This is a genomic window from Amycolatopsis sp. NPDC059021 (assembly GCF_042739895.1).
Classification (GTDB): domain Bacteria; phylum Actinomycetota; class Actinomycetes; order Mycobacteriales; family Pseudonocardiaceae; genus Amycolatopsis.
On the sequence record NZ_JBHYIQ010000107.1, the window covers coordinates 7,052 to 21,666 of the forward strand.

Annotated in this window: 12 protein-coding genes; 6 read left to right on the forward strand and 6 right to left on the reverse strand. The window is 70.9% G+C overall.

Annotated features, from left to right (window positions below; genetic code table 11):
• Positions 1-139: 139 nt before the first annotated feature.
• The 4 genes from ACFWX1_RS40145 to ACFWX1_RS40160 are packed head-to-tail and all read right to left on the reverse strand — an operon-like array spanning position 140 to position 5,069.
• Positions 140-685, reverse strand: coding sequence for a hypothetical protein (locus ACFWX1_RS40145; protein ID WP_378395105.1), 546 nt, complete (start codon positions 683-685; stop codon positions 140-142).
• The gene (locus tag ACFWX1_RS40150; RefSeq protein WP_378395106.1) at positions 669-1,700 is read right to left on the reverse strand and encodes a hypothetical protein; all 1,032 of its coding nucleotides are present in this window, start codon (positions 1,698-1,700) and stop codon (positions 669-671) included. The genes ACFWX1_RS40145 and ACFWX1_RS40150 overlap by 17 nt, the downstream gene beginning before the upstream one ends.
• Complete coding sequence (locus tag ACFWX1_RS40155; RefSeq protein WP_378395107.1) at positions 1,697-3,997, reverse strand: hypothetical protein; 2,301 nt, start codon at positions 3,995-3,997, stop codon at positions 1,697-1,699. Before ACFWX1_RS40155 ends, ACFWX1_RS40150 begins: the two co-directional genes overlap by 4 nt.
• Positions 3,984-5,069, reverse strand: coding sequence for a toll/interleukin-1 receptor domain-containing protein (locus ACFWX1_RS40160; protein WP_378395108.1), 1,086 nt, complete (start codon positions 5,067-5,069; stop codon positions 3,984-3,986). The genes ACFWX1_RS40155 and ACFWX1_RS40160 overlap by 14 nt, the downstream gene beginning before the upstream one ends.
• A gap of 292 nt (positions 5,070-5,361) precedes the next feature.
• On the opposite strand from ACFWX1_RS40160, the gene ACFWX1_RS40165 reads away from it, so the two are divergent.
• The 3 genes from ACFWX1_RS40165 to ACFWX1_RS40175 all read left to right on the forward strand — a co-directional run bounded on the left by ACFWX1_RS40165 (position 5,362) and on the right by ACFWX1_RS40175 (position 7,752).
• A complete protein-coding gene (locus ACFWX1_RS40165; RefSeq protein ID WP_378395109.1) occupies positions 5,362-5,928 on the forward strand; it encodes an NUDIX domain-containing protein in 567 nt (188 codons plus the stop codon).
• A 122-nt stretch (positions 5,929-6,050) separates the two neighbouring features.
• Positions 6,051-6,227 carry a hypothetical protein gene (locus ACFWX1_RS40170; RefSeq protein WP_378395110.1) on the forward strand — a complete coding sequence of 59 codons (177 nt, stop codon included), beginning with the start codon at positions 6,051-6,053 and terminating at the stop codon, positions 6,225-6,227.
• A 244-nt stretch (positions 6,228-6,471) separates the two neighbouring features.
• Entirely contained in the window at positions 6,472-7,752 is a 1,281-nt protein-coding gene (locus tag ACFWX1_RS40175; RefSeq protein WP_378395111.1) for a helix-turn-helix domain-containing protein, read from the forward strand.
• Between the two features lie 30 nt (positions 7,753-7,782).
• On the opposite strand, the gene ACFWX1_RS40180 is transcribed toward ACFWX1_RS40175, so the two are convergent.
• The gene (locus ACFWX1_RS40180; RefSeq protein WP_378395112.1) at positions 7,783-10,749 is read right to left on the reverse strand and encodes a tetratricopeptide repeat protein; all 2,967 of its coding nucleotides are present in this window, start codon (positions 10,747-10,749) and stop codon (positions 7,783-7,785) included.
• Positions 10,750-10,933: 184 nt separating this feature from the next.
• Between ACFWX1_RS40180 and ACFWX1_RS40185 the strand changes: the two genes are divergently transcribed.
• The 3 genes from ACFWX1_RS40185 (at position 10,934) to ACFWX1_RS40195 (ending at position 14,189) form a co-directional block, all read left to right on the forward strand.
• A complete protein-coding gene (locus ACFWX1_RS40185) occupies positions 10,934-11,728 on the forward strand; it encodes a hypothetical protein (RefSeq protein ID WP_378395113.1) in 795 nt (264 codons plus the stop codon).
• Between the two features lie 276 nt (positions 11,729-12,004).
• Positions 12,005-13,303 (forward strand): SGNH/GDSL hydrolase family protein, encoded by a 1,299-nt coding sequence (locus ACFWX1_RS40190; RefSeq protein WP_378395114.1) that lies wholly within the window; start codon positions 12,005-12,007, stop codon positions 13,301-13,303.
• 142 nt (positions 13,304-13,445) lie between these two features.
• Positions 13,446-14,189: a dienelactone hydrolase family protein gene (locus ACFWX1_RS40195; RefSeq protein WP_378395115.1), complete on the forward strand. Its 744-nt coding sequence runs from the start codon at positions 13,446-13,448 to the stop codon at positions 14,187-14,189.
• Here the strand turns inward: ACFWX1_RS40195 and ACFWX1_RS40200 are convergent.
• Positions 14,186-14,410, reverse strand: coding sequence for a three-helix bundle dimerization domain-containing protein (locus ACFWX1_RS40200; protein WP_378395116.1), 225 nt, complete (start codon positions 14,408-14,410; stop codon positions 14,186-14,188). The two genes, ACFWX1_RS40195 and ACFWX1_RS40200, sit on opposite strands and share 4 nt — an antisense overlap.
• Between the last annotated feature and the right edge of the window lie 205 nt (positions 14,411-14,615).

A 14,615-nucleotide genomic window follows, 5' to 3' on the forward strand; every position in this document is an offset into this window, starting at 1 on the left:
TGGGGGTGGTTACCCATCTCCACCACTCTCGCGGGTTGCGCGCTGCTGTCACCCCGGGGCTCGGGGGCGGGGCGGGGGGCGCGGGGGGGGGCGCGCCCCCCCCCACGGCACGGCCGCCTTGTATGTCCACTGTGGACGTCTACTGTGGAGTGCCGAAGGAGGCGACCCAGATCTGGACCGGGCTGGCGCACTGCGGCGCCTTGCCCGGCACGCAGTTCTGGTTGTTCCACAACAGGAATCCGGCCACCAGCAGGACGATGAGCAGCCACGGCCGGATCGCCCGGGTGATGGCGAGCTTCGGCAGCGCCCGCCGCACCACGTCCTCCACCGCTTCGACGACGGCCACCACCGCCGCGCCGTAGCCGTAGACGAACTCCGGCGGGGTCCGCCCGAACCGGCGCACCAGGCTGCTGATCCCCAGATCCGGCAGCAGAAGCAGGACCAGCGCGCCCCGGGTGAGCATGGTCGCCGGCAGCACCAGCGCCTGCCCCGCCCAGGGCAGCAGGCGCGCGGTCACCAGGCGCAGCAGCAGATAGGCGAACACCCCGGCGACGACCAGTTCCAGGAACGCGCGGAGCGCGAACGGCAGACCCACCTGGCCGGCCGCGCCGTCGAGAAAGCCGACCACGTCGCCGAGCACCGGGACGGCGGCCACCGGGCTGAGCACCTCACCGCTCGCCGACATCGTCCTCGTCTTCGTCGTCCCCCAGCTCGACCCGCTCCGACTTCGCCTCCACCGGCGGCGGATCCTGCGGCGGCGCGTCGTGCCGTTTCTGCGGCAGGCCGAGCAACGTGTCGCTGGCGTCGGCCATCAGGTCCGCCACGTCCTTGCGGTTGACCAGCTTGTGCTCCAGCAAGGAGTTCAGCACCGCGTTGGCGTTCGACAGGCCGAGGCGCTTCTGCTCCATGAGCAGGTTGATCACGTCCTTGACGTCCTCGTTGTGTCCCGCCAGCCGCAGCGCGAGCACGTTGACGTCGTCACCGCGCAGGGCGTCGGCGTAGACCTTCATGCGTTCCTGCTTCATGGCCAGCTCGTGCTTTTCCTTGAGCTCCTGCAGTTCCCTGGCGTGCTCGGCCCGCATCATCCGCAGCTGCTGCGTGCTCAGCTCGGTTTCGGAGTCCCGTTTGAACTTCGTGCGGCCCGCGATGTGCTCGCGGGTGAGGTCGTCGAGGTCGAGCACCGCGGTACAGCGCGTCACCTCCACCGCTTCGGAGACCGGCACGATCCGATCCCCGTACTGGTGCGCGATCCGGCGTTCGGCGTCCGCGCTCTGCTCCACCCCGAACTGCCGCGTCACCTCGCGCAGCCGCTCCTCCAGGAAGCGGCCGATCGTCTCGCGCGGCTCCATCCGCCCTGCCTTCACCGCGGCGACGGGGTCGCTGATCCGCCAGGTGACGCGCACGCTCGCGGCGAAGCAGAACGCCTCCTCCTGCGCGGGCAACTGCAGGGAATACGTTTCCTGGTGCGGAGTCCGGTCGACGAGATACATTTCCTTCGGAGTGGCCAGCACCAGCTCGCCCATGGTGAGCCTGCCCGCACCGAGCCGGTATTCCCCGCCCTTCGTCACGTAGACGACGGCGGTGTGCCCCGACGTCGCCGGATTGTTCCTGCGCAGCGCGGCACGGCTCACCTCCAGCGCCTGCACGATCTGCCCCGGCGCCCCGGCCGAAGGCGCCTCGCCGGGTGAATCAGTGGTCACGGCTGTCCCTCTTTCTCTTCGAACCGCTCGAGCACGGCGCGCGAAGCCGCGGCGGGTCCTTCGCGGTCGCCTGCCCATTTCCGGAGGTAGAAATGAATACTGTCGAGCTCGCCGGAATGCTCGCCGATCTCGCGCAGCAGCCGGGCGAGCGGCGCGACGATCGTCGGCTCGCGCCGGGCTCTGCGCACCCAGGTGGACATCTCCCGGTAACCGCGCTGCATGAAGTCGGCGGTGAGCAGCATTCTGGAGAACAGCACGACGATCAGCTCGCGGTGCTCCTCGTCGTGCTCGGCCAGCCAGAGCAGCACGGGCCACGGTTCCGCGCTGGTGTCCACCGTCACCTCGACATAGCGTGAGGTCATCAGCAGGGCGAGCAGCGCGGTCTCCCGGCGCTCGGGATATTCCTTGTCGCGGGACCAGCGCTCCAGCGCCCGCAGCACCTGGCCGGGTTCCGCGCGGACGAACAGATCGCTCACGCTCTCCCCCACGCAGTACATGGTGTTCGAGGTGGCGAGCCAGGAGGTGTCCCGCAGCGCCTCCCGGGAGGCGGTCCGCAGCAGGCTCAGCGCGGTGGCGGGACTCATCGAGGTGGTACTGCCCAGCGCACGGGCCGCGGTCGCCCGGAGCCGGGGATCCTTGCGCCGCTGCACCCATTCGCGCAGCAGTTTCGCGACCACCCGGTCGAAGCCGGGCAGGCTGCCGAGCACCTGCAGCGCGGCGACCACGGCGCGGCGTTCGTACTTGTCGCCGGAGTAGGCCCAGTGCAGGATGATCCTGTTGTAGACGCTGACGAAGTCGTACTGGGCCAGCATTCCGGCCGCCACCCCGGCACGGATGCGGACCTGCGGCACGTCGATTCCGCCGAGGGCGAGCAGCCAGTCGGTCACGACGTCCAGTGCCTCGGTGTACTGCGCGCGGACCTGTTCCAGCACGAGCCGGGGAAAGCGGTCGTCGCGGAACCGCGCCTTCCGGACCCGGACCCGGCCGAAGCCGGTGTCCTCCATTTCGGACACCAGCTCGGCGCGCGCCTGCTCCACTCGCCAGGAGAGCTGGACGGCGAACACATCGCGGGTGCGATCGGCGGGGTCCGGGATTTCGAGTTCCCGGAACCGGTCGGCCAGCAACGTCGCGGCGGTCGACACCAGCTGCACCGGCTCGTCGTTGAACACCGCGAGCGCGATGACGAACGCCCGCTGCTCGCAGTCCTGCTGCGCGTCGAACCATTCCGCGATCCCGGCTTCGCTCGCCCGGGAATAGCGTTCACGAACGACGTCGAGGCTGAGCCGTTCGTTGGCGACCTCCACCAGCAGCTCACCGAGCTTGGCGAGTTCCCTCGGCGGGACCTCCTCGGTCAGCTGCGCGACGATCTCCTTGACCTCGGGCCGGGACAGGACGTCCGGCCCGGCGGAATCGCCCGCGTCGCTCAGTCCCCATTCGACATGCCGACGCAGCAGCAGCTCCGGCTTGACCCTGCCGAAGTCCGTCACGACGAGATCCCCGATCTCGTGCAGGGGCAACCGGACGGACTCGTCGACGATGACCACCATCATGCTGCCGTTGTCCCGCATGAGCTGGCCGAGCCGCTCCGCGTGGAACGCCCTGAACTCCGCGGCCTGCGCGGGATCCAGCGATTCCAGCAGATAACCGTGTGCCGGTTTGAACGTCTTGGCGGAGAGGGTTTTCAGCTCGACGTCGGGATCGAGCTTGTGCACGCCTTCGGCGCACACCCCCGCCAGCAGGTGCAGCGCGGTCATGGTGCGACCGGTGCCGCTGCGTGCCTGGATGAACACCAGCTGCCGCTGTTCGAGGAGGTACTTCAGTTCCCGGTAGCCCGCGGGCTCCACATAGGACTGTTCGATCTGTTCGAGCACTTCGGCCGCGACCACCCCGCTGCGCACCCGCATGTCGACGGAACGCCCGTGCCCGCCCGGATACCGGTCGCCGACCTGACCGACCGAGGTGTCCCCGAGGAAGAAGTTCGCGGTTCCGCCCGTCCCGACGAACCCACCGGCGCCGAGGCCGAGCATGGCCTTCATCGCCGTGTCCATCTGGGAGGCGAACTGCGCCCATTCCCGCGCGTTCTCCGGGTCGACCGCCTGTTCCTGCGCCTGCCGGATACCGCCCTCTTCGTCCTTCTCCGGCTTGTCCCCGGCTTCCTTCGCCCCGGCTTCCTTCTCTTCCGTAGCCGATTCCGGCTGCGCGGGCTCGGATTCCGGCGGCGCGGGCTCGGGATCCGGTTCGGGTACAGGGTCGGTGCTCGTGTCCTCGTCCGGCTCGGGCTGGTCAGTGTCGGTCATCGCCGGTCCCGTGGTAGTAGCGGTCGCCGATCTGCTCGGCGTGGGTGTCCCCGGCGAAGTGGTTCAGCTTGCCCACCACGCCGATCGACGGCATCGGCGGCGGGGCGCCGGGCGGCGTGCGGCCCGGCAACCGGGGATAGCCGGGGACGCGGACGTGCAGGCCGGTGCCGTCGGCCGCGGTGACCAGCTGGTACAGGCTCGGGTTGCTCCCGCCCCGCCCCGGCCGGACCACGGTGTCGTACACGCGCTGGGTGACCACGATCGCGCACCGGGCCTTCGGCGCGCGATCGAACACTTCGGACACGGCCGCGGAAAGCGCTGCCTCGACCGCCGCGGTCACGTCCACGCATCCGTCGAGGTGCTCGACCGGCACTTCGCCGCGGTGTACCGAGATCCTGAGCCGCAGGTGCTGCCGCGCCCTCGCCAGCTGTTCGAGCTCGGGCACCAGCGCCGCGAGCACGTCCACGACCGGGAGCACCGACTCCGGCACGACCACGACCGTGCGGGCGGCCGACTCGGCGATCAGCCCCGGCGGCACCACCGCCCGGCAGCGTGCCACCGCCTCGCGCGCTATTCCCCCGAGATCGGTACGAATATCGGCCGCCAGCACCAGAATGGACGCGGGAATCGTAGCCGCGGGCGATCCTGACTTCAGTTTCGCGATAAGCAGCCGGACCAGCGCGGCGGGCGAAGTCGTCCGCGCGTCCACGTAACCGATGGTCCCGCGGAGTCCCGGGATCTCCGTGTCGTCGAATCGCACCGGCAGGACGTATGCGGCGCGGCTCCGCAACGCCCGGTCCTGCGCCGAGCTCCGCTCGTGCCCGGTCCACATTTTCCGCGCATACGCCTCGGACGCGAAAAGGACACAATACCGGGATCCCCGGTTGTAGATCTCGTCGAGATGGGTGTAGAGATCGACGCCCCACAGCTCGGCCGTCTCGTGCGAGTCGTAGAAGACGCGCAGCCCCGCGTCACCGAGCAGCCGGGCGACCTCTTCGACATAGGACCGCTGTTCCGAGGCGAAGGACAAGCAGAAATCATAGTGCCCGGCCTGCGCCGCGGACCCGGCCATACGCTCTCCTCGGGAGGATTTCGGGAGCTGGACGCCACTAGCGTCGCGCGACCGCTCGTCCACGTTACAACTCCTCATTCCACCGGCGCGCGCAGCGCATTCTCCACCACCGTTTCGTGCCATCCGGCGTCCAGCGTGGACCACGGCGATGGAACGATCATGGACCGGAAATGGATGACGCCCCGAAGCCGCCGCTCGCGTCCACTGTGGACGGGCAAGCCGACGGGCCCGGCTCCGTGAAAGGCACGGACGGCCGATCCTGGACACGCCGCCGCTGTGGTTCACTCGAATCGTGATCCACGACGCGACAGGCTCCAGGCCGGGCTTCTGGTCCCGCCTCACGACGACCAGCATGTTCCGCTCGCCGTGGTTCGACGCGCGGCGGGACACCGCCGTCCGGCCGGACGGTTCCACCGCGCTGTACGACCACGTCGTCTCCTCCGGCTCGGTCACCGTGGTGGCACTGGACGAGCGGGGTTCGGTCGCGGTGACGCGGCAATGGATCTACACCCACGAAGGCACCCAGTGGCGGTTGCCCGCGGGCCGGATCGAACCCGCGGACCCGCTGCCCGAGGTGGCGGCCCGCCGGGAACTGCGCGAGGAGACCGGCATCTCGGCACGGGAGTGGCGGCACCTGGGCACCATCAACTGCGCCGATTCGTTCACCAATCACCGCGATCACGCCTTCTTCGCCACCGGTTTGCGGTACGGCACCGCGAGTCTCGAACCCGGCGAAGCCGACCTCGAAGTCCACTCGCTGCCCTTCGACCAGGCGCTGGCCCTCGTCGTGGGCGGCCGCATGCCGCACGCCGGCAGTTCGTACGCGCTGCTCATGGCACGCGCGCTCGGCCTCGGCTGAGCACTGTTTCCCGTTTCCCGGGACCAAAGTGCACAGTCACCACATTGTCGTGGCACGCCCGGCATTGAATCCTCGGATCACCGGTGACGCACCGGGCAATCCGGCTCTTCCGAGGAGTGCACATGACCAAGGCGGTTTTCCTTCGCACGGCCAGAATCCTCACGGCCACGGCGTTGCTCGCCGTGCTAGGCGGCTCCGTCCTCGCCACCGTGCCGGTGACGTACACCGTCGCCGACACGGGCCCGGCCAGCACGGTGCCGCCGTCGGCGACGCCGGAAGGCCATCCCTGGATCGACTGACGGCGGCGCGGGGGCCGAGGGACCGCCCTGGGTGCGTTGAGCGCGACTAGGGGGTCGACAATCCACAATGGACACTCGGCGGCCCCGCGCGGCGCGCGTCCGGGCAGGTCCGTGGGGGCCTCCTCGAAGGACCCTGGGTCCTTCAAGGAGGCCCCCACGGAACGACCAGGGCGTCCCTCGGTTCGTTGCGTTCCGCACCACCGGATGCTGTACTCACACCAGGCGTGGGCGCGGGGAGGCGGACTTGGGCGGATCATTCGGTGCGAATCTGCGGAGAATCCGTGATGAATCCGGTCTTTCGCTGGCTCAGCTCGCCGCGAAGATCAATTACAGCAAGAGTTATCTGAGCAAGATCGAGAACGACCTGAAACCACCCACAGCCGATATCGCCAAAAGATGTGACAGCCTCTTCGGCACCGCGGGATTCCTTTCCGCCATGGTCACCGCCGGCGAGCGGCCGGACGGCGATCAGGATGAAGACGTCGCGGACGACGAAGTGTGGGTCATGGTGGCGGGCGACGACGGCGAGCGGCGGTTCCACCGGCTCCCCCGCCGCGAGGTACTGACCGGCGTCGGCGCGGCGGCGGGATTCGCGCTGACCGGCGGGGCGCGAGCGGTCGTCGACGAGCCGACGCTGGCCGGTCTGCGCACGATGTTCGGCCAGTACCGCCTGCTCGGCACGACGAGCAGCCCGGCTACGGTGCTCGCGCCGGTCATCGCGCACGTCGACACCCTGCGCGCGCTGGCCGCGGCGGGCCATCCCGAATCCGTGCGCCGGCAATTGCTGCTGCTGGCGTCGCGGGCCGCCGAGTACGCGGGCTGGATGAGCCAGGAAGCCGGGGACGAACGCGCCGCGCTGTGGTGGACGCACCGGTCGGTCGCGTTCGCCGAAGCGGGCGGGGACGAGCACTTCGCCAGTTACGCGCTGATCCGGCGGGCCGAGATCGCCATGTACCGCCAGGATCCCCTGACGACGATCGAGCTGGCGACCCTGGCACAGGCCGACCGGGCGGCGGGCGCGCGGATCCTCGGCCTCGCGGCGCGATGCGAGGCGCAGGGCCACGCGCTGGTCGGGGATCGCGCCGCCTACCGGCGGGCGCTCGACCGCGCGGCGGCCCTGCTGGCGGAAGCGGATCCGGCCGTCCCGGTGCTGGGCTCGTCCAGCGTCAGTGACGAGGTGGCGCTCGCCGACGGCTGGTCGCTCTACGACCTCGGCCGCCCGGCGGAGGCGGCCGCAGCACTGGACCGGCAGTTCCCCGGGATCACCGCGAGTGCCCGGCGGGCCCGCGCCCGGTTCGGCGCCCGGCGGGTGCTCGCCCACGCGGGCAACGGCGAAATCGACCACGCCTGCGAGCTGGCACCGGCCGTGCTGGCGGACGCGGCGCAGGTGGACTCCGCGACCGTCCGCGTCGATCTCCGCGAGCTGGCCAGGGTGCTGGCCCGGTGGCCCGGTCATCCCGCGGCCCGTGAGCTGCGGTTCGCGCTGGGCACCGCCTTACGCGTCAGGCCGGGCTCCGGCGGCTGACGCGCCCATCATCCACAAAGGACGTTCGGCTCAGCAGGCATCCGCACAGGTACAGGTGAGCCCCGCACACTCCTCCCGGACCTGCCCGGCTTCGCTCCACCCCAGCCCGGCGAACCCGGTCAGCGCGGATTGCCAGTGCGCCAGGGCATCGCGGTGTTCCCCCGCTTCGTGCAACGCCCGTGCCGCGCCGTGGTGCGCGTGTGCCTGCCTGCCCCGGTCCCCCGTCCCGCGCGCCAGATCGAGCGCAGCGAAATACGCCTTTCGCGCTTCGTCCCGCTCTCCGCGTGCCAGGTAGGTCGACGCGCGGTCCAGGTACAGCTGGGTCCGCAGGCCGGGTTCGCGGACCTCGTCGGCCACCCGCCTGGCCAGTTCGTGGTATTCGAGCGCCTCGTCGAGATTCCCGGTGAGCCGGTGTACCGTGCCGATGTTGTTGAGCGCGTACGCCTCGCAGGAACGATCTCCCACCGCCACGGCGAGTTCGCGGGCCTCGCGGTGGTCGAGCATCGCCTCGTCCGGTCTGCCCAGCCGCTGCCGCGACACGCCGAGGTTGTCGAGCGTGTGTGCCAGTCCCTGGGTGTGCCCGAGTCGCCGCAGGAGTGCCGCGGCCGCGAGATGCCGCCGTTCGGCGAGTTCGAGATCGCCGGACAGCTCGTTGAGCTGCCCGAGATTGCTCAGCGCGTGCGCCTGCCCCCTCGCGTCCCCGCTCGCTTCGTACTTTTCCAGCGCCGCCTCGAAATGCGCGATGGCCGCACGATCGTCCCCGCGGTCCATGGTCACCACCGCGATCGCGCACAACGCGCCCGCCTGGCCTTGGTCGTCCCCGAGCCCGGTCCACAGTGCGAGCGCCTGCTCGGCGAGTTCGTGCGCCCGCGCCGGTTTTCCGGCCTGCCGTTGCGCGCCGGACAACCGCAGCAGCACGTACGCCAGGCCACGCCGGTCCTCGCCGGTCTTCTCGAGCGCTTTCCGGGCCAGCTCAAGGGTTTCCGACCACTCGTTCACGTGACTGCCCGCGAAGTACCACCGCCAGAGCAGGACGGCGGGCTGCCAGGTGTGCTCCGTGCGGTCGTGACCGGCCGCGTATCTGATCGCCTCCAGCAGGTTCGTCCGTTCGGCGGCGAGCCAGGCCCTGGCCGCGGCCGCGTCCGCGAAGGTCAGCGCGACCGGGCTCTCCCGGCTCACCGCGGGCTGACGGTCGCGGTCGAAGGGATAGGCGACGCGGACCGCGTTGGCCACGCTCACGAGGTAGAAGTCCAGGAGCCGGTCCAGCGCCTCGTCCCGCGCGCCGGGCGGCCCGGGGTCCGGCACGCCGGCGGCGTACTCCTTGAGCGGGTCGAGCATCAGGTAGCGCTCGGGCTCGGCCTCTTCGAGCAGGCTCGCGCCGTGCAGCCCGTCGAGCAGGGCACGGGCCTCGGGCACCGTCCGGCCCACCAGCGCGGCCGCGGCGGACACCCCGAGATCGATGCCGGGCAGCTGCCCGATCAGCCGGAAGAGCAGTTGCTGCGGTTCCGGCAGCTGAGCGTAGGAAACGGCACACGCGGCACCCGCCCCGTCACCGGCCCGCCACGGACTCGACCCCGCCAGCAGCCGCGCCAGGTGCTCGACCGGCCAGGACCGGTGCAACCGCAGCTGCGCGGCCGCCATCCTGATCGACAGCGGCACACACCCGCACCGGGCGACGATCTCGTCGACCGCCGCGTGCCGCCCGCGCACCCGCTCCGCGCCGACCAGATCGCGGAACAACGCCGCGGCGGCGTCCGGCCGCAACGGGCGCAACCGGACTTCGTCGGCGACGTCCACGCCGCCGACCTGACGGCTGGTGATCAGCGCGGTGCAGCCGGGCGAGGCGGGCAGCAGGTCCCGGACCTGCTCCTCCGACGACGCGTTGTCCAGGATCACCAGGCTCCGGGTACCGGCGAGCGCGGACTGGTACAACGCGATCCGCCTGCGCACCGTCGGCGGATGCTGTTCCGGGGGCACGCCGAGTCCCTCGAGCAGTGTGCCGAGCGCTTCCGCCAGCGGCGTCGGCGCGATGTGCGGGGTGAAACCGTTCAGCTGCACCAGAATCCGGCCATCCGGGAACCTTTCGCGCAGCTGATGCGCGGCTTGGACGGCCAGCGCCGTCTTGCCGACCCCCGGCATCCCGCTGATCCAGACCGCGGCCGGGCGGTGTTCCGCCGTCGCGGCCAGTACCCGCGACTCGATCACCGCCAGTTCGTCCGCGCGGCCACCGAACCGGTGCGAGCTCGCGGGCAGCGCGACGGGCGGTTCGGCGAACTGGGCGAACCGGGCCAGCCGCCGCAGTTCGACCGGGACCTCCATGCCGAACTCGTCCAGCGCCGCCCTGGTCTCGTGATAGACCTCCATCGCCGGGACCCGGTCGCCGTTGGCCACCAGCGCGCGCATCAGCAGCCCCGCCAGCCGATGCCGCGTGCGGTTCATGCGCACCACCGGCCGCAGCCGGTCCCGGACCCAGCGGTGCCTTCCCCGCGCGAGCTCCAGTTCGGCCAGATCACCCAGCGCGTCGAGGAAGGCCTCCTCCGGGGACATCAGCTCCGCGGCGCCGACACGCTCGGGGTCCAGATCCTCCAGATACCGGCCGCGCCACAGGCCGACCGCCTCGGTCAGCAGCGCGCGCCGCCGGGCGGGATCGCCGCAGCCGTCGGCCTCCTGCCAGAGTTCGCCGAACCGCACGGCGTCGACGCACCGCGGGTCGATCCGCAGCACGTACCCCGTCGGCGTCCGGTCGATGACCATTCCGCCGTCCTGCTCGCCGCCGTCCCGCAACACCTTGCGCAGCTTGGCGATGTACCCGGGCACGAGATTGGTCTTCGGCCGGGCCTGCCCGGCCCACACGATCTCGATGAGCCGTTCGGTGGACACCGCGCGGTTCGCGTGCAGTACGAGGACGGCGAGGATGTACCGCTGCTGGGGATCACCGAGGTCGACCGGCTCACCGTCGCGCCGGAGCTCGAACGGGCCGAGCAGGAGTACCTCCATAACGCCTCCCCACGACGTCGTAAGCAGGGATCCAGTCAAGCCCATCGGCCTGCCGGACGCCGGATACCCCTCGGCCCGGTCCATCTTCGGTCCACCCCTCGTCCAGCGGCCCGTCAAGGTCCGGTCCATGCCGGGTCCACGCGCCGGTGTGAGACTGCCGGCACCCCACGACAAGGAGAATCGGATGCCGGATCGGATCCTGCCCTGCTACGTGGTCTGTGACGAGTCCTCTTCGATGGCCGATCATCTGGCGGACGTCGGCACCGGCCTGCGCGCGCTGCACGGCGCGTTGCTCGCCGATCCGCTGGTCGCGGGCACCGCACGCCTTTGCGTGATCGGGTTTTCCGAAACGGCCCGGATCGTGACGCCGCTTTCCGCGCCGGACGGGGAACCCGCGTGGCGCGGGCCGGGCTCCGGGACGGAAACGAACTTCGGCGTCGTGTTCTCCTTGCTGCGCGAGACGATCCAGCGCGACGTCGAGGTGCTGCAGGCCGAATCCTGCGTGGTCTACCGGCCCGTGGTGTTCTTCCTCTCCGACGGCCAGCCGACCGACCCGGGTCTCTGGCCCGCCGCCCACGCCCGGCTCGCCGACCGGGCCTGGCCCGCCCGGCCGAGGATCGTCGCGTTCGGCATCGGGGACGCCGACCGGGCCACTATCGGCCGGATCGGCACCCACCGGGCGTACCTGAGCACCGGCGAGGCGAGCCCGCGCGAGGCGGTCCGCGTCTTCGCGAGCACGCTCACCAGCACGGTGGTCGCGGCGGGCCGCAGCGGCGACGTCGATCTTCCCCGCCAGGTCACCGGGTTCACCGCGCTCGAAACCGGGCTACCCGGACGCCGGCCGGCCGAAGGCCGCCACGGCGGCGTGCCCCGGCACCGGAGCGGGTTCCGGCCGGGAGCCGGCACCGAGCCCCGCGCCGAGGAGACACGCGATCACCACGGACCACAGCACGATGCGGAACATCGCCTTCGGGGTTAGCACTATGCGCATGACCACTCCTCCGGACCTGGTTTTCTCGCTGTGGGCCCGGTTTTCCCGGGCATGATTCGACTGTGCCGGGCCAGGGCGCCACCGGCCACGGGTTTCCCGTTTCCCGTCGAACGGGACGCCGGCAACGCCCGGATGTCTCTGACCGCCACGCACACTCATCGGATGTCTACTCCGATCACTCCCCTGGACGCTTGACGCTTTTCTTATCGATTCGTAGCCTTCTCGGTTAGACATCCGATGTATCTCCGGGATTCAGGAGACACTATGCGCGGGATCCGTCGACTGCGCGGCCCGGCCGCGACCGTGGCCCTGCTCGGCCTGATCGCCGCGTTCCTGACCGGCCCGCCCGGCGCGGCGGACGAGGACGTGGCCGCCGCGCACGGCCGCGGCACCTGGGTCGGCGGCTGGGCCGCCGCCATGGGACCGCCGGGCAGCACCGGGATCTCGGCCACCGGCTTCGCCGACCGGACGCTGCGCCTGGTGGTCCACACCAGCGCGGGCGGCGGCACTGTCCGCATCAGACTGTCCAATGTGTACGGTACGACACCGCTCGACATCGGGTCGGCCGTGGTCGCGCTGCGCGCGAACGGCGCCGCCACGGTGCCGGGAACCCGGCGCGCGGTGTCCTTCGACGGCAAACCGGACCTCACCATCCCACCGGGCGCGCAGGCCACCAGCGATCCCGTCGCGCTCCGCGTCGCGGCCGGCACCGACGTCGTGGTCAGCCTCTACCTTCCCACCCCCACCGGCCCCACGACCTGGCACGGCTGGGCGAATCAGACCAGTTACCTGTCCACCGCCGGGAATCACGCCGCCGAGGACGCGGCCACCGCCTATCCGGACACCACGACGTCGGCGTTCTTCCTGGCGGGCCTCGACGTCTCCGCCACCACGGCCACCGGCACGGTCGTCGCGTTCGGCGATTCCATCACCGAAGGCGGCGCGACCACCAAGGACGCCAACCGGCGCTGGCCGGACGTCCTCGCCCGCCGCCTCGCGGCCGGGCCCCCGCGCGAACGGCTGTCGGTGGTCAACGAGGGCATCGGCGGCAACCGCGTCCTCACCGACGCCGGTTTCGCCAGTGGCGGCCGGATCAACCTCGGCGTCAACGCGCTCGCCCGCTTCGACCGTGACGCGCTCGCGCAGCCCGGCGTCCGCAGCGTGATCGTCCTCGAAGGCACGAACGACCTCGGCGGTGGCGGGCACGGCGTGCACCCCGGCAGCCCGCTGACCGCGGAGCAGCTCATCGCCGGTCTCCACACCCTGATCCGCGAGGCGCACGCGCGGCGGATCGCGATCTTCGGCGGCACCATCACCCCGAACGGCAAACTCGACCCCGCCAACGAACGGATCCGGGAGCAGGTCAACACCTGGATCCGCGGCTCCGGCGCGTTCGACGGGGTGATCGACTTCGACGCCGCCCTGCGCGACCCCGCCGATCCGCACCGGCTTCTCCCCGCCTACGACAGCGGCGACCACGTCCACCCGAACGACGCCGGCCTGCGTGCCATGGCCGGCACCGTGGACATCGGCCGGTTGTCCCGCCCGCCCCGAGACGAGTGAGCCGCGGCTAGTGTCCATTGTGGATCAATCGCGCCGCGGAGTGCTTCAGCGCGGCGTCGGGGCTCACCCGCTCGCCGGCAAGCCGATCAGGGCTAGGCTGATCTTCGAAGACTGCCGACGAACAATGGGGAGTACAGGCGAAATGCGCAAAACGATGGTGGACGTCCCGGCACCGGACGGGACAGCCGACGCATACCTGGTCGTACCGGACGGCGGGCCGCATCCCGGGGTACTGCTGTTCCCGGACGCGTTCGGGCTGCGGCCGAGGATCGAGGAGATGGCGGAGCGGATCGCGGCTGCCGGATATGCCGTGCTCGCCCCGAATCTCCTGTATCGCGGCGGAAAGCAGGAGATCGACATGAGCGCGCTCGCGGATCCGGACAAGCGGGGCGAGCTCTTCGGCCGGATCATGCCGCTGATCCAGGCGCTCGGCAGCGAAACGATCGTCGCGGACGCGGAGAAGTACATCGATTTCCTCACCGCGCAGGACGGCGTCACCGGCGAGCCGGTCGTCATCACCGGCTACTGCATGGGCGGCACGAACGCGCTGCGCGTGATCGAGGGGATCCCCGAGCGGGTCAAGGCCATCGCGAGCTTCCACGGCGGCAACCTCGTCACCGACCAGCCCGACAGCCCGCACCTGCGGGTCGGCGCCATCACCGGCGAGGTGTACTTCGGGCACGCCGACAAGGACCACTCGATCACGGACGAGCAGATCAAGGTTCTCGAGGCCGCGCTGGACGAAGCGGGCGTCACCTACCGCTCGGAGATCTACGAGGGCGCGGACCACGGCTACACCATGTCCGACACCGCCGCGTACAACGAGGCGGCCGAGCAGCGCCACTGGGAAAACCTGTTCGCGCTGCTCGAACGCGTCAAGAACTAGTGGTGCGCCGGGTAGCGGGTGCGGAGCTCCCCGGCGGCCTTGCCTTCGGTCAGGTGCACGAGGTAGGCGTCGACCGGAGCGTCGGCGCTCACCTCCTCGTACGCGCGGCGCACGATCGCCGCGACCTCGTCCCGGCCTGCCGGGAAACGGGCGGCCAGCGAATCGGTCAGCTCTTCGAGTGCTTCGTCGGTCGGCGGCAGGTGCGGAGGATCGGCGGACATGGCGACTCCCCGAGATCGGAACCGGACACCGCCGAACGATAGGGGCACCGGAGCACGGCCACAAGTGACGCGCCCGCCCCGGCCCCCCCCGCGCCCTGCCCCCGCCCGCGGGTGCCTTCGTTGTAGGGGCCCCAGATGGTCCCCACCTGCCGCGCCGGCCGCCTGCGTTGTGTCACGCCCGGTTCGGCGGGCGCGCCGATCACCG

Excerpts from the sequence above, each read along its gene's own strand:
- ACFWX1_RS40145 (WP_378395105.1), bottom strand. The coding sequence starts at position 685 with ATGTCGGCGAGCGGTGAGGTGCTCAGCCCGGTGGCCGCCGTCCCGGTG.
- ACFWX1_RS40155 (WP_378395107.1), bottom strand. The coding sequence starts at position 3,997 with ATGACCGACACTGACCAGCCCGAGCCGGACGAGGACACGAGCACCGAC.
- ACFWX1_RS40160 (WP_378395108.1), bottom strand. The coding sequence starts at position 5,069 with ATGGCCGGGTCCGCGGCGCAGGCCGGGCACTATGATTTCTGCTTGTCC.
- ACFWX1_RS40170 (WP_378395110.1), top strand. The coding sequence starts at position 6,051 with ATGACCAAGGCGGTTTTCCTTCGCACGGCCAGAATCCTCACGGCCACG.
- ACFWX1_RS40180 (WP_378395112.1), bottom strand. The coding sequence starts at position 10,749 with ATGGAGGTACTCCTGCTCGGCCCGTTCGAGCTCCGGCGCGACGGTGAG.
- ACFWX1_RS40185 (WP_378395113.1), top strand. The coding sequence starts at position 10,934 with ATGCCGGATCGGATCCTGCCCTGCTACGTGGTCTGTGACGAGTCCTCT.
- ACFWX1_RS40190 (WP_378395114.1), top strand. The coding sequence starts at position 12,005 with ATGCGCGGGATCCGTCGACTGCGCGGCCCGGCCGCGACCGTGGCCCTG.
- ACFWX1_RS40195 (WP_378395115.1), top strand. The coding sequence starts at position 13,446 with ATGCGCAAAACGATGGTGGACGTCCCGGCACCGGACGGGACAGCCGAC.
- ACFWX1_RS40200 (WP_378395116.1), bottom strand. The coding sequence starts at position 14,410 with ATGTCCGCCGATCCTCCGCACCTGCCGCCGACCGACGAAGCACTCGAA.